The sequence below is a fragment of the Streptomyces hawaiiensis genome, from assembly GCF_004803895.1.
GTDB lineage: Bacteria > Actinomycetota > Actinomycetes > Streptomycetales > Streptomycetaceae > Streptomyces > Streptomyces hawaiiensis.
Genome location: NZ_CP021978.1, coordinates 3,503,619 through 3,528,758, shown reverse-complemented (window position 1 = coordinate 3,528,758; position 25,140 = coordinate 3,503,619). Strand labels below are relative to the sequence as shown.

The 25,140-nt window shown below is 72.7% G+C and carries 16 protein-coding genes; 6 read left to right on the top strand and 10 right to left on the bottom strand.

Annotated features, from left to right (window positions below):
- Positions 1-38 precede the first annotated feature (38 nt).
- The 3 genes from CEB94_RS16105 to CEB94_RS16095 all read left to right on the top strand — a co-directional run bounded on the left by CEB94_RS16105 (position 39) and on the right by CEB94_RS16095 (position 7,013).
- Positions 39-4,988, top strand: coding sequence for an NAD-glutamate dehydrogenase (locus CEB94_RS16105; RefSeq protein ID WP_175432892.1), 4,950 nt, complete (start codon positions 39-41; stop codon positions 4,986-4,988).
- A gap of 113 nt (positions 4,989-5,101) precedes the next feature.
- Positions 5,102-5,560: a GtrA family protein gene (locus CEB94_RS16100; protein WP_246111810.1), complete on the top strand. Its 459-nt coding sequence runs from the start codon at positions 5,102-5,104 to the stop codon at positions 5,558-5,560.
- Complete coding sequence (locus CEB94_RS16095; protein WP_175432891.1) at positions 5,544-7,013, top strand: hypothetical protein; 1,470 nt, start codon at positions 5,544-5,546, stop codon at positions 7,011-7,013. The genes CEB94_RS16100 and CEB94_RS16095 overlap by 17 nt, the downstream gene beginning before the upstream one ends.
- A 168-nt stretch (positions 7,014-7,181) precedes the next feature.
- Here CEB94_RS16095 and CEB94_RS16090 read toward each other — a convergent pair whose 3' ends face one another.
- The 4 genes from CEB94_RS16090 to CEB94_RS16075 all read right to left on the bottom strand — a co-directional run bounded on the left by CEB94_RS16090 (position 7,182) and on the right by CEB94_RS16075 (position 12,831).
- A complete protein-coding gene (locus tag CEB94_RS16090; RefSeq protein ID WP_175432890.1) occupies positions 7,182-8,828 on the bottom strand; it encodes a glycosyltransferase family 2 protein in 1,647 nt (548 codons plus the stop codon).
- Positions 8,825-11,020, bottom strand: a complete 2,196-nt coding sequence (locus CEB94_RS16085; RefSeq protein WP_175432889.1) for a CDP-glycerol glycerophosphotransferase family protein — start codon at positions 11,018-11,020, stop codon at positions 8,825-8,827. The genes CEB94_RS16090 and CEB94_RS16085 overlap by 4 nt, the downstream gene beginning before the upstream one ends.
- A gap of 79 nt (positions 11,021-11,099) precedes the next feature.
- Positions 11,100-11,942: an ABC transporter ATP-binding protein gene (locus tag CEB94_RS16080; RefSeq protein ID WP_425472546.1), complete on the bottom strand. Its 843-nt coding sequence runs from the start codon at positions 11,940-11,942 to the stop codon at positions 11,100-11,102.
- Positions 11,917-12,831 (bottom strand): ABC transporter permease, encoded by a 915-nt coding sequence (locus CEB94_RS16075; protein WP_175432887.1) that lies wholly within the window; start codon positions 12,829-12,831, stop codon positions 11,917-11,919. Before CEB94_RS16075 ends, CEB94_RS16080 begins: the two co-directional genes overlap by 26 nt.
- A 190-nt stretch (positions 12,832-13,021) precedes the next feature.
- Here CEB94_RS16075 and CEB94_RS16070 point away from each other — a divergent pair, with 190 nt between their 5' ends.
- A complete protein-coding gene (locus tag CEB94_RS16070; RefSeq protein WP_175432886.1) occupies positions 13,022-13,648 on the top strand; it encodes a TetR/AcrR family transcriptional regulator in 627 nt (208 codons plus the stop codon).
- Positions 13,649-13,811: 163 nt separating this feature from the next.
- Here CEB94_RS16070 and galE read toward each other — a convergent pair whose 3' ends face one another.
- Together galE and CEB94_RS16060 are read right to left on the bottom strand one after the other, a co-directional pair.
- A complete protein-coding gene (gene galE, locus CEB94_RS16065; RefSeq protein WP_175432885.1) occupies positions 13,812-14,792 on the bottom strand; it encodes a UDP-glucose 4-epimerase GalE in 981 nt (326 codons plus the stop codon).
- A gap of 81 nt (positions 14,793-14,873) precedes the next feature.
- Positions 14,874-16,541 (bottom strand): glycosyltransferase family 2 protein, encoded by a 1,668-nt coding sequence (locus CEB94_RS16060; protein WP_175432884.1) that lies wholly within the window; start codon positions 16,539-16,541, stop codon positions 14,874-14,876.
- 91 nt (positions 16,542-16,632) lie between these two features.
- Here CEB94_RS16060 and CEB94_RS16055 point away from each other — a divergent pair, with 91 nt between their 5' ends.
- Positions 16,633-18,438, top strand: coding sequence for a glycosyltransferase family 39 protein (locus tag CEB94_RS16055; protein ID WP_425472455.1), 1,806 nt, complete (start codon positions 16,633-16,635; stop codon positions 18,436-18,438).
- On the opposite strand, the gene CEB94_RS16050 is transcribed toward CEB94_RS16055, so the two are convergent.
- Complete coding sequence (locus CEB94_RS16050; RefSeq protein WP_175432883.1) at positions 18,368-18,856, bottom strand: MarR family winged helix-turn-helix transcriptional regulator; 489 nt, start codon at positions 18,854-18,856, stop codon at positions 18,368-18,370. The genes CEB94_RS16055 and CEB94_RS16050 overlap by 71 nt on opposite strands.
- A gap of 123 nt (positions 18,857-18,979) precedes the next feature.
- Here CEB94_RS16050 and CEB94_RS16045 point away from each other — a divergent pair, with 123 nt between their 5' ends.
- Positions 18,980-19,393: an organic hydroperoxide resistance protein gene (locus CEB94_RS16045; protein ID WP_175432882.1), complete on the top strand. Its 414-nt coding sequence runs from the start codon at positions 18,980-18,982 to the stop codon at positions 19,391-19,393.
- Between the two features lie 39 nt (positions 19,394-19,432).
- On the opposite strand, the gene CEB94_RS16040 is transcribed toward CEB94_RS16045, so the two are convergent.
- The 3 genes from CEB94_RS16040 to CEB94_RS16030 all read right to left on the bottom strand — a co-directional run bounded on the left by CEB94_RS16040 (position 19,433) and on the right by CEB94_RS16030 (position 25,136).
- The gene (locus CEB94_RS16040; RefSeq protein ID WP_175432881.1) at positions 19,433-20,992 is read right to left on the bottom strand and encodes a hypothetical protein; all 1,560 of its coding nucleotides are present in this window, start codon (positions 20,990-20,992) and stop codon (positions 19,433-19,435) included.
- Between the two features lie 71 nt (positions 20,993-21,063).
- Positions 21,064-22,899: an arabinofuranosyltransferase AftB family protein gene (locus tag CEB94_RS16035; RefSeq protein WP_175432880.1), complete on the bottom strand. Its 1,836-nt coding sequence runs from the start codon at positions 22,897-22,899 to the stop codon at positions 21,064-21,066.
- Entirely contained in the window at positions 22,896-25,136 is a 2,241-nt protein-coding gene (locus tag CEB94_RS16030) for a bifunctional glycosyltransferase/CDP-glycerol:glycerophosphate glycerophosphotransferase (protein ID WP_175432879.1), read from the bottom strand. The genes CEB94_RS16035 and CEB94_RS16030 overlap by 4 nt, the downstream gene beginning before the upstream one ends.
- Positions 25,137-25,140 lie beyond the last annotated feature (4 nt).

Here is a 25,140-nt window from a genome sequence, read left to right as displayed (position 1 = left end):
TACGTCACGCAATGGCGCGCGACAGGAGCCAGAGGACAATGCAGACCAAGCTGGACGAAGCCAAGGCCGAGTTGCTCGAGAGGGCCGCCCGGGTAGCTGAGAACAGCCCGGTCGGGGGGCACCTACCGACCGGGTCGACGGGCGAGGAGACCCCAGACGCCCAGGAGGCCCCGGACCGCGAGATTCTCCGCACGTTCCTCCAGCGTTACTACCTGCACACGGCCCCGGAGGACCTCACCGACCGCGACCCGGTCGATGTCTTCGGAGCCGCCGTATCGCACTACCGGCTGGCCGAGAACCGCCCCCAGGGCACGGCCAACGTGCGGGTGCACACCCCCACCGTGGAAGAGAACGGGTGGACCTGCAGCCACTCCGTGGTCGAGGTCGTCACCGACGACATGCCCTTCCTCGTCGACTCCGTCACCAATGAGCTGACGCGCCAGGGGCGTGGCATCCACGTCGTCGTCCACCCCCAGTTCGTCGTGCGGCGCGATGTCACCGGCAAGCTCATCGAGGTCCTGTCGACCCCGGCGACCGGCGACCTTCCGCACGACGCGCACGTCGAGTCCTGGATCCACGTGGAGATGGACCGCGAGACCGACCGGGCCGATCTGAAGCAGATCACCGCCGACCTGCTGCGCGTGCTGTCCGACGCCCGTGAGGCCGTCGAGGACTGGGGCAAGATGCGGGAGGCGGCGATCCGGCTGGCGGAGGGGCTGCCGGACGAGCCCATCCCCGGTGACCTGCCCGGTCCCCAGGTCGAGGAGGCCCGCGAGCTGCTGCGCTGGCTGGCCGACGACCACTTCACGTTCCTCGGCTACCGCGAGTACCAGCTGCGCGGCGACGACTCGCTGGCCGCCGTGCCCGGCACCGGGCTCGGCATACTGCGCGCGGACCCGCAGCACGCCGGTGAGGAGAGCCACCCCGTCAGCCCCTCGTTCGAGCGGCTGCCCGCCGACGCCCGGGCCAAGGCGCGTGAGCACAAGCTGCTCGTGCTGACCAAGGCGAACAGCCGGGCGACCGTGCACCGGCCGTCGTACCTGGACTACATCGGCGTCAAGAAGTTCGACGCCGAGGGCAACGTCATCGGCGAGCGGCGGTTCCTCGGACTGTTCTCCTCCGCCGCCTACACCGAGTCCGTGCGCCGGGTCCCGGTCATCCGGCGCAAGGTCGAGGAGGTCCTGGAGCGCGCCGGGTTCTCGCCCAACAGCCACGACGGCCGTGACCTGACGCAGATCCTGGAGACGTACCCGCGCGACGAGCTGTTCCAGACCCCGGTCGACGAGCTGCGGGCCATCGTCACCTCCGTCCTGTACCTCCAGGAGCGCAGGCGCCTCCGCCTCTACCTGCGCCAGGACGAGTACGGGCGCTACTACTCCGCCCTCGTCTACCTCCCGCGCGACCGCTACACCACGGCCGTACGCCTGAGGATCATCGAGATCCTGAAGGAGGAGCTCGGCGGCATCAGCGTCGACTTCACGGCCTGGAACACCGAGTCGATCCTGTCCCGGCTGCACTTCGTGGTCCGGGTCCCACAGGGCACCGAGCTGCCGGAGCTGTCCGACGCCGACAAGGAGCGCATCGAGTCCCGGCTGGTGGAGGCCGCCCGCTCCTGGGAGGACGCCTTCGCCGAGGCGCTCAACGCCGAGCTCGGCGAGGAGCACGCGGCCGCAGCGATGCGCCGGTACGCGCACGCCTTCCCCGAGGGCTACAAGGCCGACCACAACCCCCGCGCCGCGGTCGCCGACCTCGTCCACCTCGAACAGCTGAACGCCGAGGCGGACAAGGACTTCGCGCTCAGTCTGTACGAGCCGGTGGGCGCCGCCCCCGAGGAGCGCCGCTTCAAGATCTACCGCACGGGCGACGCGATCTCCCTGTCGGCCGTGCTGCCGGTCCTCAGCCGGCTCGGTGTCGAGGTCGTCGACGAGCGGCCGTACGAGCTGCGCTGCTCGGACCGCAGCGTGGCCTGGATCTACGACTTCGGTCTGCGCATGCCCCGCGCGAACGGCGGCGACCACTTCGGCGACGACGCCCGCGAGCGCTTCCAGGACGCCTTCGCCGCCACCTGGACCGGCAAGGCGGAGAACGACGGCTTCAACGCCCTCGTGCTGAGCGCCGGGCTGACCTGGCGCCAGGCGACGGTGCTGCGGGCGTACGCGAAGTACCTGCGCCAGGCGGCGTCGACGTTCAGCCAGGACTACATGGAGGACACCCTCCGCAACAACGTCCACACCACCCGTCTGCTCGTCTCCCTGTTCGAGGCGCGGATGTCGCCGGACCGGCAGCGTGCGGGACACGAGATCGTGGACGCGCTGCTGGAGGAGGTCGACGCGGCCCTCGACCAGGTGGCCTCGCTCGACGAGGACCGGATCCTGCGGTCCTTCCTCACCGTCATCAAGGCGACCCTGCGGACCAACTTCTTCCAGGAGGCCGCGGGCGGCCGGCCGCACGACTACGTCTCCATGAAGTTCGACCCGCAGGCCATCCCCGACCTGCCGGCGCCGCGCCCGGCGTTCGAGATCTGGGTCTACTCGCCGCGCGTCGAGGGCGTGCACCTGCGCTTCGGCAAGGTCGCGCGCGGGGGCCTGCGCTGGTCCGACCGGCGTGAGGACTTCCGCACGGAGATCCTCGGCCTGGTCAAGGCGCAGATGGTGAAGAACACCGTCATCGTGCCGGTCGGCGCCAAGGGCGGCTTCGTCGCCAAGCAGCTGCCGGACCCGTCCGTGGACCGGGACGCGTGGCTCGCCGAGGGCGTCGCCAGCTACAAGACGTTCATCTCGGCGCTGCTCGACATCACCGACAACATGGTCGCGGGCGAGGTCGTCCCGCCCGCCGACGTCGTCCGGCACGACGAGGACGACACCTACCTCGTCGTCGCCGCCGACAAGGGCACCGCGACCTTCTCCGACATCGCCAACGGGGTCGCCGAGCAGTACAACTTCTGGCTCGGTGACGCCTTCGCCTCCGGCGGCTCCGCCGGATACGACCACAAGGGCATGGGCATCACCGCCCGAGGCGCCTGGGAGTCCGTCAAGCGGCACTTCCGCGACATGGGTGTGGACACCCAGACCGAGGAGTTCACGGTCGTCGGCATCGGCGACATGTCCGGTGACGTGTTCGGCAACGGCATGCTGCTCTCCGAGCACATCCGTCTGGTCGCGGCCTTCGACCACCGGCACATCTTCATCGACCCGAACCCGGACGCCGCCACCTCCTACGCCGAGCGCCGCCGCCTGTTCGAGCTGCCCCGCTCCAGCTGGGAGGACTACGACAAGGAGCTGCTGTCGGCCGGCGGCGGCATCTTCCCGCGCACGGCCAAGGCGATCCCGGTCAACGCCCACATCCGCGAGGCCCTCGGCATCCAGACCAAGGTCGCCAAGCTGACCCCGGCCGACCTGATGAAGGCGATCCTCCACGCGCCGGTGGACCTGCTGTGGAACGGCGGCATCGGCACGTACGTCAAGTCCTCCGTCGAGTCCAACGCGGACGTCGGCGACAAGGCCAACGACGCCATCCGCGTCGACGGCAAGGACCTGCGCGTCAAGGTCGTCGGCGAGGGCGGCAACCTGGGCCTGACCCAGCTCGGCCGGATCGAGTTCGCGCTGCACGGCGGCCGGATCAACACCGACGCCATCGACAACAGCGCGGGCGTGGACACCTCCGACCACGAGGTGAACATCAAGATCCTGCTCAACGGCCTGGTCAGGGACGGTGACATGACGGTCAAGCAGCGCAACAAGCTGCTGGCCGACATGACCGACGAGGTCGGCCACCTGGTGCTGCGCAACAACTACGCGCAGAACACGGCGATCGCCAACGCCCTCGCCCAGTCCAGCGCCATGCTCCACGCCCAGCAGCGCTTCATGAAGCACCTGGTCAGGGAGCGGCACCTGGACCGGGCGCTGGAGTTCCTGCCCACCGACCGGCAGATCCGCGAGCGGCTCGCCCAGGGCCACGGCCTGACCGGCCCGGAGACGGCCGTACTGATGGCCTACACGAAGATCACGGTCGCCGAGGAGCTGCTGCACACCTCGCTGCCGGACGACCCGTACCTGAAGGGTCTGCTGCACGCGTACTTCCCGACCGAGCTGCGCGAGCAGTTCCCCGACCGGCTCGACGGCCACCCGCTGCGCCGCGAGATCACCACGACGGTCCTGGTCAACGACACGGTCAACACGGGCGGTACGACATACCTGCACCGCCTGCGCGAGGAGACCGGCGCGTCGCTGGAGGAGATCGTGCGGGCCCAGACCGCGGCCCGGGCGATCTTCCGCCAGTCCCCGGTGTGGGACGGGGTCGAGGCGCTCGACAACAAGGTCGAGGCCGACGTCCAGACCCGCATCCGGCTGCACTCCCGGCGCCTCGTGGAGCGCGGTACGCGCTGGCTGCTCAACAACCGGCCGCAGCCGCTTCAGCTCGCCGAGACGGTGGACTTCTTCGCCGACCGGGTCGAGCAGGTCTGGGGACAGCTGCCGAAGCTGCTGCGTGGCGCCGACCTTGAGTGGTACCAGAAGATCCACGACGAGCTGACGGGCGTCGGCGTCCCGGACGAACTCGCCACCCGGGTGGCGGGCTTCTCCTCGGCCTTCCCGACGCTCGACATCGTCTCGATCGCCGACCGCATGGGCCGGGAGCCGCTGGACGTCGCCGAGGTCTACTACGACCTCGCCGACCGGCTGCGCATCACCCAGCTCATGGACCGCATCATCGAGCTGCCCCGCGCCGACCGCTGGCAGTCCATGGCCCGCGCGGCCATCCGCGAGGACCTGTACGCGGCGCACGCGGCGCTGACCGCCGACGTCCTGGCGGTGGGCGACGACACCTCGACGCCCGAGCAGCGCTACAAGGCCTGGGAGCAGAAGAACGCGGCGATCCTCGGCCGGGCGCGCAGCACCCTGGAGGAGATCCAGAGCTCCGACGCGTTCGACCTCGCCAACCTGTCGGTGGCGATGCGCACGATGAGGACGCTGCTGCGCACGCACTCGTAAGGCGTACGGCGTGACAGGCGCCCCGGGCCGATTCCGGCCCGGGGCGCCTGTTCTTGGCGTGCCTTAGGGCGATTCGACTGGAGGACTTACCGAATCCGGCTAAGGCTTGGGGCGTGACTGTGAATGTCTCCGAGGAGCGAGTGGCCGCCCCCGCCCTCCCGGTCAAGCGCGTCGTCCTCGAAGTGGTGAACTTCGCGCTGGTCGGCGGCAGCGGCGTCGCCGTGAACTTCCTGGTGTTCAACGTGCTCCTGCACGCACTGCACCGGGCCGCCATGGTGGCGACCGTGCTGGCCAGCCTGATCGCCATGGGCACCAACTACCTCGGATTCCGGTACTTCACCTACCGCGACCGGGCGCCTGGGACCCGGCGTCAGATCGGACTGTTCTTCGTCTTCAGCGCGCTCGGCGTCGCCATGGAGAGCGGGCTGTTCTACGCCGGGTATCACGGCCTCGGCCTGGACGGGCCGCTCGAATCCAACGCGGTAAAGGCGCTGTCCATCGGGCTGGCCTCCGCCTTCCGTTTCCTCGTCTACCGGACCTGGGTGTTCCAGCACGATGCGCGCCGCGCCTAGACCGGCCGTCGTCAGCGCGCAGGCCGCTGCCGCGCTGGTCGTCCTGCTGCTGCTCCTGGTCATCGTCCGGCTGCCGTGGGCCGGGGACCTCGGGATGCACGCGGCGACCGTCCAGCGCCTGCGGCACGACCTCGTCGACCCGGGCAATCCGCTGGTCGACGCGGACACGCCGAGCCCGTACTACTCGCCCTGGATGCTGGTGCTCGGCTGTATCGCGCGGGTCAGCGGCCTGTCGGTCTTCGTGGTGCTGCGGCTGGGGGCGCTGGCCGGGCTCGGGCTGCTGGTGACGGGGGTGTGGCGCTACGTACGGACCCTGACGGGGCATCGTGCCGCGCCCGCGCTGGCCCTGCTGAGCCTGCTGTTCCTGTGGGGGACGGCCCTGTTCAAGTGGAGCGGCTTCTACGGGCTCAACTCGCTGGCGCTGACGGTGTCGTATCCGAGCCTGTTCGCGCTGGGGCTGGCGTTTCACCTCTGGGCGTGGCTGGGGCGGGCGGTGTCGCGGAGCGGTGCCGGGTGGGGGGTGTGGCTCGGGCTGGGGGCGCTGTGGGCGGTGATTCTGCTGTGCCATCAGTTCTCGGGGGTGGTGGCTTCGCTGGGGGCGGTGGCGACGGTGGTCGCCGCGCGGCCCGGCCGGGAGGTGTGGCTTCGGCTCGGTGGCGGACTGGCTGTCGCTCTCGGGGTGCTGGCGCTGTGGCCGTACTACGACTTCTTCGCGTTGTTCGGGGCGGGGGAGGGTCTGGAGGCGGTGCACCGGCCGTTGTACGAGGACCTGCTCGGGCGGTACTGGCTGGTGCTGCTCGGGGTGGTGGCCCTGGGGGTGCGGGGGTGGCGGGGCCGGTGGGATCCGCTGGTGCTGTTCTTCGTGCTGGGGGTCGTGGTGGTGACGGCGGGTGGGGTGAGCGGGCACTGGTCGTGGGGGCGGGCGTTGCCGGCGGCGCTGATTCCGGCGCAGCTCGCGGTGGCCGTGGAGGTGTGCGAGGCCGGGCGGCGCGGGGCGCGGGTGGGGTGGGCGTGTGTGCTGGGCGCGGCGCTGGCTGTGGGGGCGTGGACGCAGGCGGGGACGGTCGGGTACGTGGTGCCCCGGGGGGATCTTCCGGAGGCCGTCGCGGAGAAGTACCGGCGGCCGTGGGCCGGGTACTCCTGGATGACGCCCTGGGTGGAGTACGGGGATGTGGTGATGGCGCGGGAGGGGCGGCCGGCCCGGCAGATCCCGGCGTACGGGGCGTACACGGTGGCGCCCGGGTATCCCGACTTCTTCCTGTCGGACGAGGGGCGTCGGGTGGGGGATGTGCGGAGGTACTTCGCGGCCGGGACGTCGGGGGAGGAGCGGGGGGAGATTCTGCGGCGGTACGGGGTGCGGTGGGTTGTGGCGGGGGTTGGTATGGGGGGCGTCGGGTTGCGGGAGGTGGCTCGGGGGCCGGAGGGGCGGGTGCTGTACGGGGTGGTGAGGTGACGGGGGCACTGCGTTGTCGCTGAGGCCGGGTGGGTCCGCAGCCCGGCGGAGCGGGGTGCCGCTGCGCCCACCCGTGCCGCCCCAGCGGCACGATTGCCCGCAGCGCGGCGGGATGGCACGCAGCTGGGCGGGCCGCGGCCCGCAGTGGTGCCGGCCGTCGACCGGGGGCTACTTCAGTGCGCTTGCCACCAAGCGTGCTGCCCTCTTCACCCTTGGGCGGGCCACTCTGCGTACCGCCGGGCGGATCATCTTCGCCGTCACTCCCACCGGTTCCCAGCGGACCTGCAGGCGGCCCGGGCCGTGGCCCTCCGGTTCCACCGTCAGGTGGTGGGAGGGGACGCGTGTCGTCAGCGTCGGGAAGGTCAGGGGGGCCAGCAGCAGGCCCGTGTGGGACAGGCCCTGGTGCTGGAGGCGGAGCAACGGGTGGCGGATTCCCGCGAAGCCCTGGAGGGGGAGCGGGGCCGCCGCGAGGTCCAGGTGGGCGTGGCCCTCGAAGACGCCGGGGCGGACGGGGGAGAGGCGGAAGGGGACGCGGAGTCGGCGGCCGCCCGGGGCGATGAGGAGCGTCGCGCGCTGGGGGCCGACGGGGAGGCGCAGCGCCGGGTCGTACGTGCGGATCGTGAGGTCGATCGAAGCGCCCGGGCCTCGGGTGATCTCCTTGATCTCATGGCGGAACTGGGCGCTGGGGAAGGGGCGGGTATCCAACTCCAGGTCGGAGATGTCCAGTTCGCGGCGGGACCACTCCGACTCGGGGACCTTGTCCCCCCAGTAGGTGCGGCCTTCCGCGTCGGCGGTCACTCGCCTCGGTGCCACCCCGTGCCCCAGGCCCCGGGCCGCCAGGCGCGCCTCCGGCAGACGGTGGTCGCGGATCAGCTGGATGACGACGCGTTCGGCGCGCGGGAGACGGGCGAACGCGCCCGGCGTGAGCGTGTCGAGGTAGGGGGAGACGATGTCCGCGAAGGACGTCAGCCAGGCGTCGTCCCGGTAGGGCAGGTCACCGGCGTACATCCGGAAGTCGTGCTTGAGGAACTTGTGGTCCTTGTCCTCGCGCAGCGACTCGTGCCCGCTCTCGGCCAGGAACGTGTCGATGAGGTGCTGGACGTGGACCCGGTCCCGGACGTTGGCGAGCTTGTGCCGCTGGTTGGATATCGAGGCCGCCTCGGAGGCCGCGAAGGGCGCCACGTACCAGCGGTAGACCGGCTCCGGGACGATCGTGAAGCTCTTGGCCAGGCAGTACGCCTGCGCCGAGAACAGCTGGTCCTCGTAGTGGATGCCCTCGGGGAAGCGCAGGTCGTGCCGGTCGAGGAAGGCGCGGGCGTACATCTTGCTGGTGGCCAGGTGCTCGAAGAGCAGACGCGGGTCGGCCTCGATGCCGTCGAGGGTGCGACGCTCGGCGACCAGGTGCGGCATCCACGTCGAACGGCGGCCGTTGTCCACCCGGACCCGCTGCACCGCGCCCATGGCGAAGTCGATCTCGTGTTCGCGGTGCGCGGCGAGGAGCAGTTCGACGGCGTTGCCGGGGAGTTCGTCGTCGCTGTCGAGGAACATCAGGAACGGCGCCCGCGCGATCTGCAGGGCGCGGTTGCGCGGGACGCTGCAGCCGCCGCTGTTCCGCTCCAGGCGGAGATGGCGGACACGCGGATCCTGGGCGGCCAGCCGCTGGGCCACCGCAGGCGTCGCGTCAGTGGAGTGGTCGTCGCTGATGATGATCTCGAGGTTCGCGTGGGTCTGGCGGCGGACGGAGTCGACCGCGCGGGTGAGGCGCTCGGCGTCGTTGTGGACGATGACCGTCACGGTGACGTCGGGGGTGCTCATGCGGTCGCCTCCTGCGGGGTCGGGGCCGGGGTGCGTTCCTCGACCGGCAGCACGGGCGGCAGGTCCCGTTCGTCCTGGCCCAGGAAGACCCGGCGGACGACGCGTTCGGCGGCGCGACCGTCGTCGTACTCGCAGAACCGGCGCCGGAAGACGGCCCGGGTCTTCGCCGCGCTCTCGTCGCGCCAGGCCTCGGTGGTGAGGATCTCCGTCAGCTCCTGCTGGGTGCGGGCCACCGGCCCCGGGGCCTCCGCCATCAGGTCGAAGTAGACGCCCCGGGTCGTGCGGTACGTCTCCCAGTCGTCGGCGTAGATCACGATCGGCCGGTCGAGGTTGGCGTAGTCGAACATGATCGAGGAGTAGTCCGTGACCAGGGCGTCCGCCGCCAGGCACAGCTCCTCGACCGGGTCGTAGGAGGAGACGTCGATGATCCGGCCCGTGCGGCGCAGATTGGTGAGCGGGGAGGCCGCGCCGCCGTAGAAGTAGTGGCCGCGCACGAGCAGGACCGTGTCCTCGCCCAGGCGGTCGGCGAGGGCGGCGAGGTCCAGGCGCGGGGTCCAGCCGGCCTCGTAGTCGCGGTGGGTGGGCGCGTAGAGGACGGCCCGGCGGCCGGGGGCGATGCCGAGACGGGCGCGGACCGTGCGGATGTCGTCGGCGCCGGCCGTGTAGTAGACGTCGTTGCGCGGATAGCCGTGGTCCAGGGAGACGTAGCGCGACGGGTACGCGCGCTCCCACATGCGGGTGGTGTGGCTGTTGGCCGACACGCTGAAGTCCCACTTGTCGATGCGCTCCAGCAGCGCCCGGAAGTCCAGGCCCTGTGCGGCGGCCGGGAACGCCATCTGGTCGATGCCCATGCGCTTCAGGGGCGTGCCGTGGTGGGTCTGGACGTGGATGGCGTCCGGGCGTTTGACCACCGCGTTCGGGAAGTTGACGTTGTTGACCAGGTACTTGGCGGCCGCCAGCACCTCCCAGTAGCGGCGGCTGCCGGGCACGACATGGTCGGTGCCGGGCGGCAGGAGGGCCGCGTTCTCCTCGGTGACCACCCACACCGGGTGGATCTGCGGGGCGAGTTCGGCGAGCTTGGCGGCGATCGCGGCGGGGTTGCAGGCGACGCCACGGTTCCAGTACGCCGAGAACACCGCGAGGTGCGGGTTGACGGGGCGGCCGAGCGCCCTGCGGTACTGGTGGTCGCGGAGCCTGGCACCGGCCTGGCGCCTACGGGCCCGTACGACCGACTTGGCGGTGCGGCGGGTGCGGTTGGCGGCCTGGAAGGCACGGTACTTCGCGTAGGCGCCCTCCTCGAGCAGGGAGCGGCGGACGCCTTCGAGTCCGGCCGGGCGGCGGTGGTTCTCGGGGCGGCGGCGCAGGGCGGCCAGGGACGCCCTGCGGAAGAACTCCCGCGCGACGTCCTCAGGCATGCCGCCGCGCGCGAAGGTGCGCAGGCAGTCGCGGACCATGAGGTCGTAGAGCACGGTGTGTGCGGCGCGCCGGTCGCGGGTGAGGTCGAGGAGGGACTCGTAGCGCTCGACGAGGCGGTAGCGCTGCTCGGGCGTGACCGGGGGCAGGCTGGCGGGGCGCAGTCGGCGGTCCTCGTAGGCGACGTGCGGCAGGCAGGCGACGCGGTCGGCGAGCAGCAGGGCGGCCAGGGCGGCGTACGGCTCGTCGTCGGTGGTGAGCCGCTGTTCGTGCGCCCGCCAGAAGTCCGCGCGCAGGACGCGGGTGCCGAGCAGCGGGGTCAGCCGCAGCAGGGGCGCGCAGTCGTCGAGGACGACGTCGGCGCGGCCCGCCCGGGCGAGCAGCGGGCCGTCCGGGGAGGGCATGCCGAAGGTGTGCCAGGTGCTGCGGACGTGGTCGAGCAGGAGGACGTCGACCTCGCCGGAGAGTTCGGCGACCCGCTCGGCGACTGTGCGCGGGGCGCCGGCGGGCAGGCCGTCCTTGGCGTGGACGAAGTGCAGCCAGCGGCCGGACGCCCGGGCCGCGCCCGCCGCCCGGGCCGCCGCGTCGCCCGTGCCGTCCGGCAGCGGCACGACCTGGACCTCCGGGGCGTGCCGCTCGGCGGTCTCCCGGGCCCAGTCGCCGACCGCGGCCACGATCACCTCGGCGTCCGGCAGGGGGTGGGCGGCGAGGGAGGCCAGCAGCTCCGTCAGATGGTCCTGAACGTTCGGCCCGTGGACGATGACACTGAGCTCGGCCATCCCGGGGACCCCCTCTCGCAGCTGCACCGTATGCGGTCATGCTGCCATCAAAGAGACAAAAGGGCCGACCGAGTGCGCCTCACGAGGGAACGGCGGTCTTCGGCTTGGGCTTCGGCGCCTTGTCCCCGGTGAACGCCTCGTACTCCTTGAGGACGTCCTCCGTCGGCCCGTCCATGCGCAGCTCCCCGCGCTCCAGCCACAGCACCCGGTCGCAGGTGTCGCGGATCGACTTGTTGTTGTGGCTGACCAGGAACACCGTGCCCGCGTGCTTGCGCAGCTCGCGGATGCGCTCCTCGGAGCGCTTCTGGAAGGAGCGGTCGCCGGTGGCCAGCGCCTCGTCGATCAGCAGGACGTCGTGGTCCTTGGCGGCGGCGATGGAGAACCGCAGCCGCGCGGCCATGCCGGAGGAGTAGGTCCGCATCGGCAGCGTGATGAAGTCGCCCTTCTCGTTGATGCCGGAGAAGTCGACGATCTCCTGGTAGCGGTCCTTGACCTGCTCGCGGGACATGCCCATGGCCAGGCCGCCGAGGTGGACGTTGCGCTCGCCGGTCAGATCGTTCATCAGGGCCGCGTTGACGCCGAGCAGGGAGGGCTGGCCGTCGGTGTAGATACGGCCGTTCTCCACGGGGAGGAGCCCGGCGACGGCCTTCAGCAGGGTCGACTTGCCGGAACCGTTGGTGCCGATCAGGCCGATCGCCTCGCCCCGGTAGGCGACGAAGGACACGTTCTTCACGGCGTGCACCCGGCGCACGCCCGACGCCTTCTCGGTCTGCTGGCGGCGCACGATGCGGTTGAGGGCGGCGGTCGCGGAGCCGCGTCCGGTGCCGGTGCCGTTGACGCGGTAGACGATGTCGACGCCGTCGGCGACGACGGTGGGGATGTTCTCGCTCGGGTGCTCAGCCACGGCCGTACGTCTCCTCAGCCTTCCAGAAGTAGATGAACCCGCCGACACCGGCGACCAGTGCCCAGCCGGCGGCGAGGGCCCACACATGGGCGGGGAGCTGGCTCGCGTGGAAACTGTCGATCAGGGAGAAGCGCATCAGGTCGATGTAGACGGCGGCCGGGTTCGCCGCCAGCGCGAGCGTCACCACGTGGGGCAGGCTGTCCTTCTGCGCCAGCTTGTCGATGCTCCACATGACACCCGAGACGTACATCCAGGTGCGCAGCACGAACGGCATCAGCTGGGCGATGTCGGGGGTCCTGGCACCCATCCGGGCCATGACCATGGAGACGCCGGCGTTGAACGTGAACTGCAGGAACAGGGCCGGCAGCGCCAGCAGCCAGGACGCGCTGACCGGCACGCCGAAGCAGAGCAGGATGACGACCAGGGCGCCCATCGAGAACAGCAGCTGCTGGAGCTGCTGGAGGCAGAAGGAGATCGGCAGTGCGGCGCGCGGGAAGTGCAGGGCGCGCACCAGGCCGAGGTTGCCGGAGATGGCGCGGGTGCCCGCCATGATCGAGCTCTGCGTGAACGTCCAGATGAACACGCCCGTGACCAGGAACGGGATGTAGTCCGGCACGCCGTGCTTGGTGCCGAGCAGGACGCCGAAGATGAAGTAGTAGACCGCCGCGTTCAGCAGGGGGGTCATCACCTGCCAGACCTGGCCGAGCTTCGCCTGGCTGTACTGGGCGGTGAGCTTGGCGGTGGCGAACGCGGTGATGAAGTGGCGGCGGGCCCACAGCCGGCGGAGGTACTCGGGCAGGGAGGGCCGGGCTCCGCTGACCGTGAGGCCGTGGCGGGCGGCGAGGGCCGCGAGGTCGTGGTCGGCCTGGGCGGGGGTCTGGGGCGGTGTGTGGAGGACCGTACTCACATCCGCTGCTTTCGCTCGGGGGGAGGGGTGGGACCTGGGGCCGTGAACGTCCCGGAAGCCGGAGGGAGCGGCTTTACCGGACTCTTCACAAACTCTTACGTCGGGACGGGACCGTATCGTCGTAACGGGAGCGTACGTCGGGCGGGCGTCGGAACGCAACCGTTTCGTCGTGACGCCCTATGCTGTCGGCATGACGACGAAGCCCGACGAGCCCCAGCAGCCGCCGCGCCGCCGGGCCCCCGCGGGGGCGGCCGTACTGCGGGAGGACGTGACGGAAGCGATCCGGGCGGCCGTCTTCGAGGAGCTCGCGGCCGTCGGCTACGCGCGGATGTCCATCGAGGGGATCGCGCGCCGGGCGGGGGTCGGCAAGACGGCGGTCTACCGCCGCTGGCGTTCCAAGCTGCACCTGGTGCTGGACATCGTCTCGGCGCTCGCCGTGCAGGGTCTGCCCGCGCCGGACACCGGCTTCCTGGAGGGCGATCTGCGGCTGCTCTACGAGGTGACGTCCCGTGCCCTGCGCCACCCCGTCGCCTCGCAGGTCATCCCCGACCTCCAGGCCGAGGCGGCCCGCAACCCCGACATCGCCGAGGCCATGCAGAAGGCCCTGCGCGAAGGCCAGGACGGCGTCGCCACCGGCATCGTGACGGCGGCGGAACGCCGCGGCGAGCTCCGCGAGGGCATCGACCACGACCTGGCACTCGACCTGATCTCCGGCCCGCTGTACTGGCGCTCGGTGGTGATCCGCAACCCGAAGCTGCCGAAGGGGTACCTGGGCGCACTGGCCCGGGCCACGTCGGAGGGACTGAAGGCGCTGTAGGGCGGGGCTTCGACGGTGCCGTCAGGGGGCGTCGCCGCGGAGTCGCCCATGACGGCAGCCGGCGTGCGAGGCCGAGGGGCAGGCCTGGTCCCTGCCCGGCGTGCGCTGCACGTGAGTGAGCCCCGGCAGATCCCGCCGGCGCCGGTTCGTGACTGGGCCCGGGTCAGCCCCGCGCCGCCTCCGGATGGAGCCGCAGCCACCCCTCCCACGCCGAGGTGATCATGTCCCGCACGTCGAGCCGGGCCTTCCAGCCCAGTTCCGTGGCCGCGCGGTCGGCGGAGGCGACGACGCGGGCCGGGTCGCCCGGGCGGCGGGGGGTGACCGCGGGCGGCCGGCCGTGGCCGGTGACCGCGTTGATGCGGTCGATCATCTCGCGGACGGAGACGCCCTCGCCCCGGCCGATGTTGAGCGTGAGGTCGCGGCCGGGGGAGGAGCTCAGGGCCCGGGCCGCGGCGACATGGGCCTCGGCCAGGTCCACGACGTGGATGTAGTCGCGCACGCAGGTGCCGTCCGGGGTCGGGTAGTCGTCGCCGAAGATCCGCGGCGGCGCGTCCTGCGTGAGCTTCTCGAAGACCATGGGCACGAGGTTGAAGACACCGACGTCCGCGAGCTCCGGGACCGCCGCGCCCGCCACGTTGAAGTAGCGCAGCGACGCCGTCGACAGCCCGGTCGCCCGGCCCGTCGCACGGACCAGCCACTCACCGGCCAGCTTGGTCTCGCCGTACGGCGACATGGGCACGCACGGTGTCTCCTCCATGACCAGGTCCACGTCCGGCATGCCGTACACCGCCGCCGACGAGGAGAAGACGAAGGACGGCACCTTCGCCGCCGTCACGGCGTCCAGCAGGATCCGCAGACCTTCGACGTTCTCCCGGTAGTAGTGCAGCGGCCGTTCGACCGACTCGCCCACCTGCTTCTTCGCCGCGAGGTGGACGACACCGGTGACCGGGTGGTCCGCAAGCGTGCGGGCGAGCCGCTCACCGTCCAGGGTCGAGCCCACCACCAGCGGCACCCCGTCGGGCACGCGCTCGGCGATGCCGGTGGACAGGTCGTCGTACACCACCGCCTGTTCCCCCGCCGCGGTCATCGCCCGTACGACGTGCGCGCCGATGTAGCCGGCGCCGCCGGTGATCAACCAGGTCATGTGCGGCCGTCCCCTCGTCAGTTGACCCGTGGTGGTGGTGCTGTGCGCTGATCCGTCGTGGTCGTCGTGGTCGTCGTGCTCTCAGTGAAGCAGGCGGCGCAGTCGTGCGCGGGCGACCGACAGCACACCGCGTACGCCGGGGGCCACCCGCAGCGCCAGCGCACCGGAGTGGGTGGTGTACGGCTGTACGAGTACCACGCCGTGCCGGGCGCTCGGGACGGCGCTGCGGCGCAGCAGCCCGGCGCCCGTGAGGGCGTGCGCCGTGACGTCGCGGCTCGCGCCGTCACGGAAGCGGATGCGAAGACGCAGGTCCCAGGTGCCCAAGCCGAGCGCGGCCAGTGCGGGGAGGTCGACGGCCGTCTCCGCCGACCAGGTGCGGCCGGGCCCCGCGGAACCGGCAGCCTCGCAGACCCCGGCGCACGGCACGAGCGCCGCGCTCCCACCCCGGACCATCACCTCCCCCTCGTCCCGGTGCCGCCACTCGACCTCCACCGTCTCCGGCCCCGCCTGCGCCACCCGCCCGTACAGCTCGTGCAGGCGCAGCCGCAGCCGGGTGCCCCGCGCGCCCGGCCGCAGCTCCGCGTCGACGGCGAGGGGCAGCGCACGCACCGGCCGGGCCAGCAGTGGCTCCAGGGAGACCTGCGCAAGGCCGTCCGACCAGACGGGCGTGCCGTCCGCGGCACGGGCGTACGGCGGGCACAGGCGGGCCGGACGCGCCGCGAGCTCCCGCAGCCGGGGCAGGTCGCGCGGCTCCGGGGAGGCCAGGACGACCCGCCCGACCAGCCGGCCGGGAGCGGCCGGGTTGCGCGCCCAGTCGTCGGCGTCGTACTCCGCGAGGTGCGCCCGCGTGAGCTCCCACCACGCACGCCGGTAGGCGGCGTCGCGCAACCCCAGTTCGCGCACGTACATCCGCAGGTCGTGGTCGAGGAACTTGGCGCGTACGGCCCGCGCGAGTTCCTTGTGCCCGGCGCCCAGCAGCACCTCGTACGCCTGCCGGCACGCCTCCGTGCGGGCCCGCCAGTTCGCGACACCGGCCCGGTCCAGGGAGATCGACAGCCGCCCGGCGGACCGGCGCACGTGCCAGACGTACACCCGGTCCGGGACCAGGGCGATGCGCGGGGCCGCGGCCAGCACGCGCGCGGTGAAGACGACGTCCTCGTACGGGAAGCGGCCCTCGGGGAAGCGGATGCCGTGCGCGCGCAGGAAGGCGGTGCGGTAGAGCTTGTTGACGCAGAGCGTGTCGTGGACCAGGCGCGGTCGCCGAGCGGGGTGCGGCACCACGGCGTGCAGCGCGTAGAGGCGCGCTTGCCAGGGGACCTCGCGCCCCGACGGCAGCTCCCGGCGTACGCACAGGCCGCCGGCGACCTCGGCGTGCGCACCCGCGGCCGCCTTGAGCAGCGCGTCGGCCGCGCCGGGCGGCAGGACGTCGTCGCTGTCCAGGAACATGACGTACGGCGAGGTCACCGCGTCGAGCCCGGTATTGCGCGGGGTGCCGCAGCCACCGCTGTTGACCCGGCGGCGGATCACCCTCAGGCGTGGCTCCGAGGCGGCGAGCCGGTCCAGCAGGCCGGCGCTGCCGTCCGTCGAGCAGTCGTCGACGGCCACCACCTCGCGCACGGCCGGTCCCTGGGCGAGCGCCGAGCGCACGGCGTCCGTCACATGCGCGGCGTCGTCATGACCGATCACCACGACGGCGACCTCGGCAGGTGGCGTCCCGGTGTCCCTCTCGGACTCACTCTCGGCATTCATCACGGCGGATCGTAAGCCGGGCGAATGACATGAAAGTGATAACACACCATCAAACCCGATCGAAGCCTCTGATTCGGCACAGAATCGGGCCGTGAAGAGCGGACAGTCGAGGGGGAGCGGCCGGTTCGGCGCGCGGGTGATGCCCGTGGCGGTGCCCATGGCGGTGATGCTCGCGGCCGGGCTGTGGGGCCTGGACCGCGGCGGCATGTGGGGCGACGAGAGTGTCACCTTCCAGGTCGCGCAGCGCACGGTCCCGCAGATCTGGCGGCTGCTGCACGACGTGGACGCGGTGCACGGCCTGTACTACCTGCTCATGCACGCCGTCCTCACCGTCCACCCGGGCGAGGTCGTGCTGCGCCTGCCGTCGGTGTGCGCGGCGACGGCGACCGCCGGCCTGGTCGCGGCCCTGGGCGTCCGGCTGGCCGGGCCCCGGGTCGGCCTGTGGGCCGGTGTCCTCTACGCGATCACGCCGATGACCGGCCACTACGCCCAGGAGGGACGGTCGTACGCGCTCGTCGCGGCGGGTGTGGCGGGGTCGACGTGGCTGCTCCTGAGGGGAGTGGACGGGACGGGAGCCCGGGCCTGGTGGCCGTACGGGACGGTCGTCGCCCTGACCTGTGTGCTGCACGAGCTGGCGGTGCCGGTGCTGGGCGCGCACGCGGTGACGCTGGCCCTGCTGCGGGTGTCGGGGAGGGTGTGGTCCGGCTGGGGGCGGGCGGTGGGAGTGGTGGCGCTGCTCCTGCTGCCGCTGGTGTGGGTGTCGCAGGGGCAGTCCGGGCAGGTGGCGTGGCTGGTGCCGCCGGGGTGGGACCGGGTCGGGAGGCTGGCCAGGAACTTCTCGCCCGGCCCGGCGGGGCCGGTGTTCTGGGGGGCGCTGCTGCTGATGGCCGTGGGACTGCGCGAGCGGCGCACGGCCGCGGTCGCGCTTCCGCTGCTGCTGGTGCCGCCGGGGGTCCTGATGGCCGTGTCGCAGGTCCGGCCGCTCTACCACGACCGGTACGTGCTGTACGCGCTGGCGGGCGCGTCCCTGCTGGTCGCGGCCGGGGCCGGGCGGGTGGCCGGAGTGCTGGCACGGGTGCGGTTCGACGGGCGGCGGATGCGGGTCGGCGGCCGGCAGGCGCGGGCCGTCGTGGGCGTCACCGGCGTCCTCGCCCTCACCGCCACCTTCCTGAACCAGCTCCCGGTGCATCGCCAGGACCGCACCGCCGCCCACCGCCCGGACAATCTCGCCGTGGTCTCCGCGCTCGCCGTGAGCCGGATGCGCCCCGGCGACCCGGTGCTGTTCGTGCCGTCCGTCGGCAGGCTCGCCGCGCTCGCCTACCCGAAGGGGTTCCGGCGGGCGCGGGACATCGCGCTGCGGGAGTCCGCGCCCAGCTCCGGGACGTTGTGGGGGCTGGAGGCGACCCCCGGGGAGCTGCGGCGGCGGCTCGCCTCGGTGGACCGGGTCTGGGTCGTCGCCGAGGCGTACGCGCTGGACCCGCGCCGGCCCCCGGCCGATCCGGTCGAGCGCACCAAGCTCGCCGTCCTGAGGGAGGAGTTCACCGCCCGGGAGCAACACGCCCGCGACGGAGTGATCCTGCGCCTCCACGTCCGACGGCACCCGCCCGCGGACGAGCCACCGGGTGTGCCGGCCGACGTACCGCCCGGTGCCGCCGCGACGGCCGGTCGGCCGGCCGGTGCACCGCCGGATGTCGCTACGAGGGCCGGTCGGCCGGCCGGTGTACCGCCCAGCGCCGGTGCGACCGCCGGTCAGCCGGCCGATGTACCGCTAGACGCCCCTGCGACGGCCCGTCGGTCTGCCGATGTACCGCCGGATGCCGTTTCGACTACGACGCCCCGTCAGCCGGCGAGCCGTCCTGCGGCTCCGCGAGCGCGGCCGCGTCCAGCGCGGTGGTGAGCTCGTCGAGGCGGGCGCGCAGGGCGCGGATCTCCTCGGGACCGAAGCCGGTCGAGGCGGCGATCCGGCGCGGCACCTGAAGCGCCCGCCCGCGCAGCGCGACGCCCTCCCCGGTCAGCCGCACCTCCACCGACCGTTCGTCGCGCGCGCTGCGCTCCCGGCGTACCAGACCGGCCGCCTCCAGCCGCTTGAGCAGCGGCGACAGCGTGCCGGAGTCGAGACGCAGGTGCTCGCCGAGCTTCTTCACGGGCAGTTCGTCGTGCTCCCACAGCACCAGCATCACCAGGTACTGCGGGTAGGTGAGCCCGAGGTCCTTGAGGATCCCGCGGTAGACGCCGTTGAAGGCGCGGGAGGCCGCGTGCAGGGAGAAGCAGATCTGCTGGTCCAGGCGGAGCCAGTCGTCGTCGGGCGTGTTCATGCCTCCAGGATAGCTCGTGTCCGTCATTCAATTGCGCACAACTTAATTGTGTGCTCTAATCCTGAGTGTCGGGCGGCCCGGAAGCGGGCCGCCGAACGTTTGACGTGAGAGGGAAGGTTTTCCATGGACGCGCTCTACACCGCTGTCGCCACCGCCACCCACGGCCGCGACGGCCGCGCCGTCAGCTCCGACGGCGTGCTGGACCTCGCCCTGGGCGTGCCCCAGGCGATGGGCGGCAACGGCCAGGGCACCAACCCCGAGCAGCTCTTCGCCGCCGGTTACGCCGCCTGCTTCGGCAGCGCCCTCGGCCTCGTCGGCCGTGGGGCCAAGGTCGACGTCAGCGACGCCGCCGTGACCGCCGAGGTCTCCATAGGCAAGCAGGGCGAGGGCTTCGGGCTCGCCGTCACCCTCCGCGTGGAGCTGCCCGACAGCGTGGACGAGGCGACCGGCCGCAAGCTGGTCGAGCAGGCCCACCAGGTCTGCCCGTACTCCAACGCCACCCGTGGCAACATCGAGGTCGACCTCGTCATCGAGTAGTCCCGAAGGCCTGCGAGTAGTCCCGAAAGCCCGCGCCGGTCACCCCCCGACCCGCGCCAGCACCTCCCCCGTCCGTCTGCTCCACGCCACCACCACGGCCTCCTCGGGCACCGGGTGCCAGCGCGTCAGCAGCAGCCAGCGCACGTGGTAGCGGCGGACGACGGCGGACCGCTCGGCGCGGGTCGAGCCGGGGGCGAGATAGGCGCGGACGTCGGCCGCCCGGCGCTCCCGCTCGTGCTCGTCCAGGGCGGGGTCGGGCCAGACGGGCGCGGCGAGGTTCGGCCCGTACCCGGCGATGGCGTGACCGGCGAAATACCCGTCGGTGATCACGACCTCGCCGGGCCCGATGTGCCGCGCCGCCCAGTCGTACGACGGCCAGCGCGTCGGCTGTGTGAACCCCACCGGGTCGACCGAGCGCGGCACGACCGCCCCGGCGTGCACGGTGACGAACCCGACGCACACCCCGACCGCCGCCGCCCCGCCCAGCATCCGCCTGGCCCGGTGCCAGGGCCGGGGCGCCGCCAGCTCCACCGCCAGGGCGAACTGCAGCGGCACCAGCACGGCCCACAGGGCCCGGGCGTACGTGTAGTGCCCGCTCACCCAGCCGTACGCCACCAGCAGGCACTCCAGCAGGAACATCAGCACCAGCGGATCACGTGCCGACCCGCGCGCCCGCAGCCACAGCACGGGCAGGCCGAGCAGCGCCAGCCAGGAGTTGGCGAGCATCCTCTCGTACAGCTGCCGGTGCATCGCGTCCATGCCGGTGTCGCCCACCAGCGTCAGGACGTCGTAGTACGGCCAGGTCAGGGCGACCGTCGCGCAGGCCGCCGCGGTGAGCGCCCAGCGGGCCACGACCGGCCGGCGCCAGCCGCGCTGCCGGGACGCCACGACCGCCACCGCCCCGGTGAGCGCCGAGGCCGCCGTGACGGGATGGGTGAGCAGGATCAGCCCGTACAGGACGCCGATCCCGGCGTACCCCCACCAGCCGCCGAGCCCGCTCGGGCCGACGAACCGCAGGGCGGGGGCGTCGTCCCGCGCGCGGGTGCCCGTCCAGGCCCACGCCCAGAACGTCAGGCCGATCGCCAGCGCGGACGGGTAGCCCAGGTTCGTCGTCATCGACATCAGCCCGAGGTAGCCGCTCCACAGGATCCGCGCGGTGCCCCACAGCAGCGTCATGAACAGCAGGGCCCACACCGGCGCCCAGGGGCGCGGGGTGAGGGTCCTGACGAAACGGCCGAGCCCCGTCAGCAGCACGAGCAGATGCACCGGCCCGGCTAGCTTGACGACCTCCCAGCCGGACAGCCCCGTCAGCCGCGCCAGCACGCCCTGGACGACGGCGTACGGGCCGTAGTACGGGCTGCCCTCGCCCGGCAGATCGGCCATGGTGTGGGCCGGGTGGAGCAGGTCGGCCTTCAGGCGCTCGACGACCGCCGCGTGCTGCCCGGCGTCGCAGCACAACGGGATGCGCCAGTACGCCAGCGTCATCACCAGCCAGAACAGGGCGCCGTAGACCTGGTACGGGGTGAGCCGCCCGGCACGGCCGCCGCGCAGCGCCGTCGCACCGCGCACGGCCTGCCGGACGAGGACCGGGGCGCTCACAGGAGGGTGGAAGGGGTCTGGGGCATGCGCCGAATGTTCCCGCCCTACGCATGCCCTGACCCCGGATCACTTCATCGGGTGAGGCCGCTACGCCCACCTGCCGGTCGGTCGCACAGCGCCTGCTGCGCCGCCGCCGGCCAGCGCGCGAAGCGGAACCGGGTCCGCTCGGCCGCCCCGGTGAGGTTCCGCCAGAATCGCTCGGCGGTGAGCGGCGCGCGCACGGACTCCCTGAGCTCGGCGAGTTCGCCGCACCCGAGCGCGGCCCGGGCCGCCTCGACCGCCTCCCTCGGTGCCCCGGCCCGCAGCAGGTCGCGCTGCGGCGGGTGCTCCACCGCCCACTGAGCGAAGACCCAGTAGTTGCGCAGGAACTTCTCGTGCCCGGGCCAGCTCCACCGCTCCAGCGCCAGATGCGCGCCGATCGGACTGGCCAGCCCCCAGGCGTCGTTGACATAGGCGTCCAGCGGCGCCGCGGCGCCCGTCACTCCGAGATGCCGTCCCACGATCACCACCTGGTACGGGGAGTCCGCACGCATCGGCGTCGCGTGCAGCCGCCGCTCGGCGTCGAAGTAGAGCAGCGTCGGCCCGGGCGCGCGCTCGGCCCGGGCCAGCATGGCGCGCCCCTCCGGCAGGGCGGGCCAGTTGTCCACCCAGGTGGCGGTGCGCACCGGGTTGTGGTCGCCGAGGCCTTCCACGTCGGAACTGCGCACGTTGAACGACCCGGGGGTGCTGCGCACGTCGAACGGCGCCCGCAGCGGACTGACCGCCGCGCACAGCCACACCACCAGCAGCGCGCTCGCGACACCCGTGAACCTGGTGGCGGGCACGACCAGCACCGGCAGGAGCAGCAGGAGAAGGGCGGGCAGGATCATGCGGGCGTGCATGTAGTCGCCGCCGACACGGACGACGTACCCGGCGAGCAGCAGACCCGCCGCGAACGGCGCCAGCAGCACCGCGAGCGAGGCCCGCCCCGGGGCGCGGTCCCGCTGCTCCCGGCGGGTGCGCCGAACGAGCAGGGCCGCCAGCGCCCCGAGCACCGGGACGACCGGCCACAGCCAGTACGGCCCGAGCGTCTCCTGCACGTACCCGGCGCCCCGGCCCCAGTCGCTGGCGCTCGCCTCCTTCGCGATGGCGGGCAGCGGCACCAGGATCCCGTAGTACCCCGCCCGGAAGACCTCGTACGCCAGCGGCACCGCTCCCGCCGAGGCCAGCATCGCCGCCGTGCCCCGCCGCGAGGGACGCAGCACCCACCACTGCGCGGCCAGGAAGCACGCCGTGACCACCGCCAGATCGGGCCGGACCAGCGGACCCAGCCCGAACACGAAGGCGGCCGCGTACGTCTCCCGGGCCTCCTGAGCACGTCGGGTCCGCGTCAGCAGCCACCACGACAGGCCGGTCCAGAAGGCGCCGAGACCGCTCTCCAGACCCGAGGTCATGTACGACCAGAACGGCGGCACCGCCAGCAGCACGAACACACCCGCCGGGACCAGCAGTCCCGCGCCCCGGTGCAGCCGGCACGTGGCGAGCAGGGCGAACGCGAACCCGGCGGTGCTCAAGGCCAGGCCGAGCCCGACCGCGAGAAACGCCGGGTCCTCGCCGGTGACCCAGGTGGTGAGGGCGAGCAGCCACTGCCACAGGGTGCCGGTCGAACTCTCGGCCCGCTCCCCGACGTTGAACACCGGCCCGTTGCCCGCCAGGATCTGCCGGACCGGGCGCAGGTAGATGAGCCCGTCGTCGCAGATCCAGCGACGCCGGTAGCCCAGCACGAACAGGGCCGCGGTGGGCACGGCGACCAGGGCCGCATGCCACCCGGGCACCCACCGCAGCCGCTCGGCGGCGGGCAGCCGGGCCGAGGAGGCCCGCTGGCCGGGCAGGGAGGGGACGGCCTCGGGCGTCGCGGGAGTTCTCATCTCTCGATCAGCGCCTCGGGACGTGTGCGGGAACCCACGGTCCGGCGGGCCGCGGGCAGCAGCGCCCCGCCCCGCTCGCCCAGCATCAGCAGACGGACGACCCGCTCGGCGGCCCGCCCGTCCTCGAACTCGCAGTACCGCTCCCGGAAGCCGGAGCGCAGCCGTGCCGCCTCCGCGTCCTGCCAGGTACCGGAAGCGAACAGCCAGGCCAGCTCCCGGTACGAGCGCGACACATGACCCGGCGCGTCGGCCGTGATGTCGAAGTAGGCGCCCCGGCTGGCCGCGAACGCGCCCCAGTCGTCGGCGTGGACCACGATCGGCCGGTCCAGGAGGGCGTAGTCGAACATCAGGGCGGAGTAGTCGGTGACCAGCACGTCGGAGGCGAGCATCACGTCCTCGACGTGCGGCTCGTCGGTCGCGTCCACCAGCACGCCGCGCCGGTGCAGGTCGGCCAGGCCGAGGCCCCGCGCGACGCCCCCCGCCAGCGACGGGTGCAGACGGACGACCAGCGTGTGCCCGGGGCCCAGGTCCTCGGCGAACCGGGTCAGGTCGAACCGGTCGACATGGCCGCCCCGCCGGTAGTCGCGGCGGGTCGGCGCGTACAGCACCACCGTGTCACCGGCCGGGACGCCGAGCCGCTCGCGCACCTCCCGGCCCCGCTCCGGGCCGGCCCCGACCAGCACGTCGTTGCGCGGGCTGCCGGTCCGCAGCGAGGTGAAGTGGCACGGGTACGCCCGCTCCCAGGCCCGCTCCGCGTGCCGCCCCGCGACCAGGCTGTAGTCCCAGCGGTCGGCCCGGCGCAGCATCTGCGGCACGTCGAAGCCGTGCCGGGCGCCCGGCTTGGTCAGCAGATCGGCGCCCATGTACTTGAGCGGGGTGCCCTGGTGGGTGTGGATGTGGACGCTGCCGGGGCGCTTGGCCAGGGTGCCGGGCCAGTTGACGTTGTTCACCCAGTACGTGGCCCGGGCCATGACCTCGTGGTAGCGCCGCGAGCCCGGTGTCACATGGTCGATGCCGCGCGGCAGCGCGTCCACGGCGTCCTCCCGGACCACCCACACGCCCCGGATGTGCGGGGCGATCTCGCGCGCCTTCTCGTGGATCGCCGCCGGGTCACCGGCCACGCCCCGGTGGTGGGTCGCCGAGTAGACGGCGAGGTGCGGATCGAGGGGGCGCTTCGACTGGGCCGCGTACCAGCCGCGCACCGCCGTCTCCGACGCCTTGCGCACCACCCGCCGCTGCCCGCCCAGGGCCGCCGCGCGCAGATCCCGCAGCCCGCGTGCCGCGGCGTACGACGCGTAGGGCGCCGAGGCGAGCAGCCGCATCTCGACCCCGCGCCAGCCGTCCGGCTGCGGGAAGCCGCCCTCGGGGAGGTGACGGCGGTGGAAGGAGCGGATCTCGCGGTAGAAGTCGCCCCGGTCCGCGGGCCGCACCCGGTCCTCGCGGGCCAGCACGAACAGCATGTGGTCCAGAGCCCGCTCCAGCAGCAGCGGCCGCGCCCAGTCCAGGTCGGGGCGCTGCTCCAGGAACGCGAACAGGCCCTCGTACTGCGGGAAGATGTCGAAGTGCCGGCGCCCGGGCGTCTTGGTGATCGCGCCCTGGCGGCGCTGGCGGTACTCCACGCCGATCCGGTCCAGGCAGGCGATCCGGTCGGCCAGCACCATCGACCGGTAGGTGACCGGCGCGTCCTCGTACAGCCCCGGCGCGTACTCCAGCCCGTGCTCCTGGAGGAAGGAGCGCCGGTAGGCCTTGTTCCAGGCGACCAGGAACAGGTTCAGATACTGCGGGCTCTGCCGGATGCCGAACGTCTCCAGGCCCGCCGCGGCCAGCAGGTCCGCCGCCTCGCTGCGCCCGCCCCGGCCCCACCAGTGGGTGCGCACATGGTCGAAGACGAGGATGTCCGGGTCGTCGGTCGCCGCCAGGCGTGCGGCGACGGCGGCCAGCAGACCCGGCGTGTAGTGGTCGTCGCTGTCCAGGAACAGGACGTAGTCGCCGGCCGCCTGCGCCAGGCCGGCGTTGCGGGCCCGGCCCAGGCCGACGTTCTCGGGCAGGTGCAGCACCCGCACCCGGGCGTCGCGGGCGGCGTACTCGTCGAGGATCGCGCCGCTGCCGTCGGGCGAGCGGTCGTCCACGGCGATCACCTCGAAGTCGCCGTAGGACTGGCCGAGCACCGAGTCGAGACACGCGCGCAGGAAGCCCTGCACCTTGTAGACGGGGACGATGATGCTGAAGCGGGGCACTTCT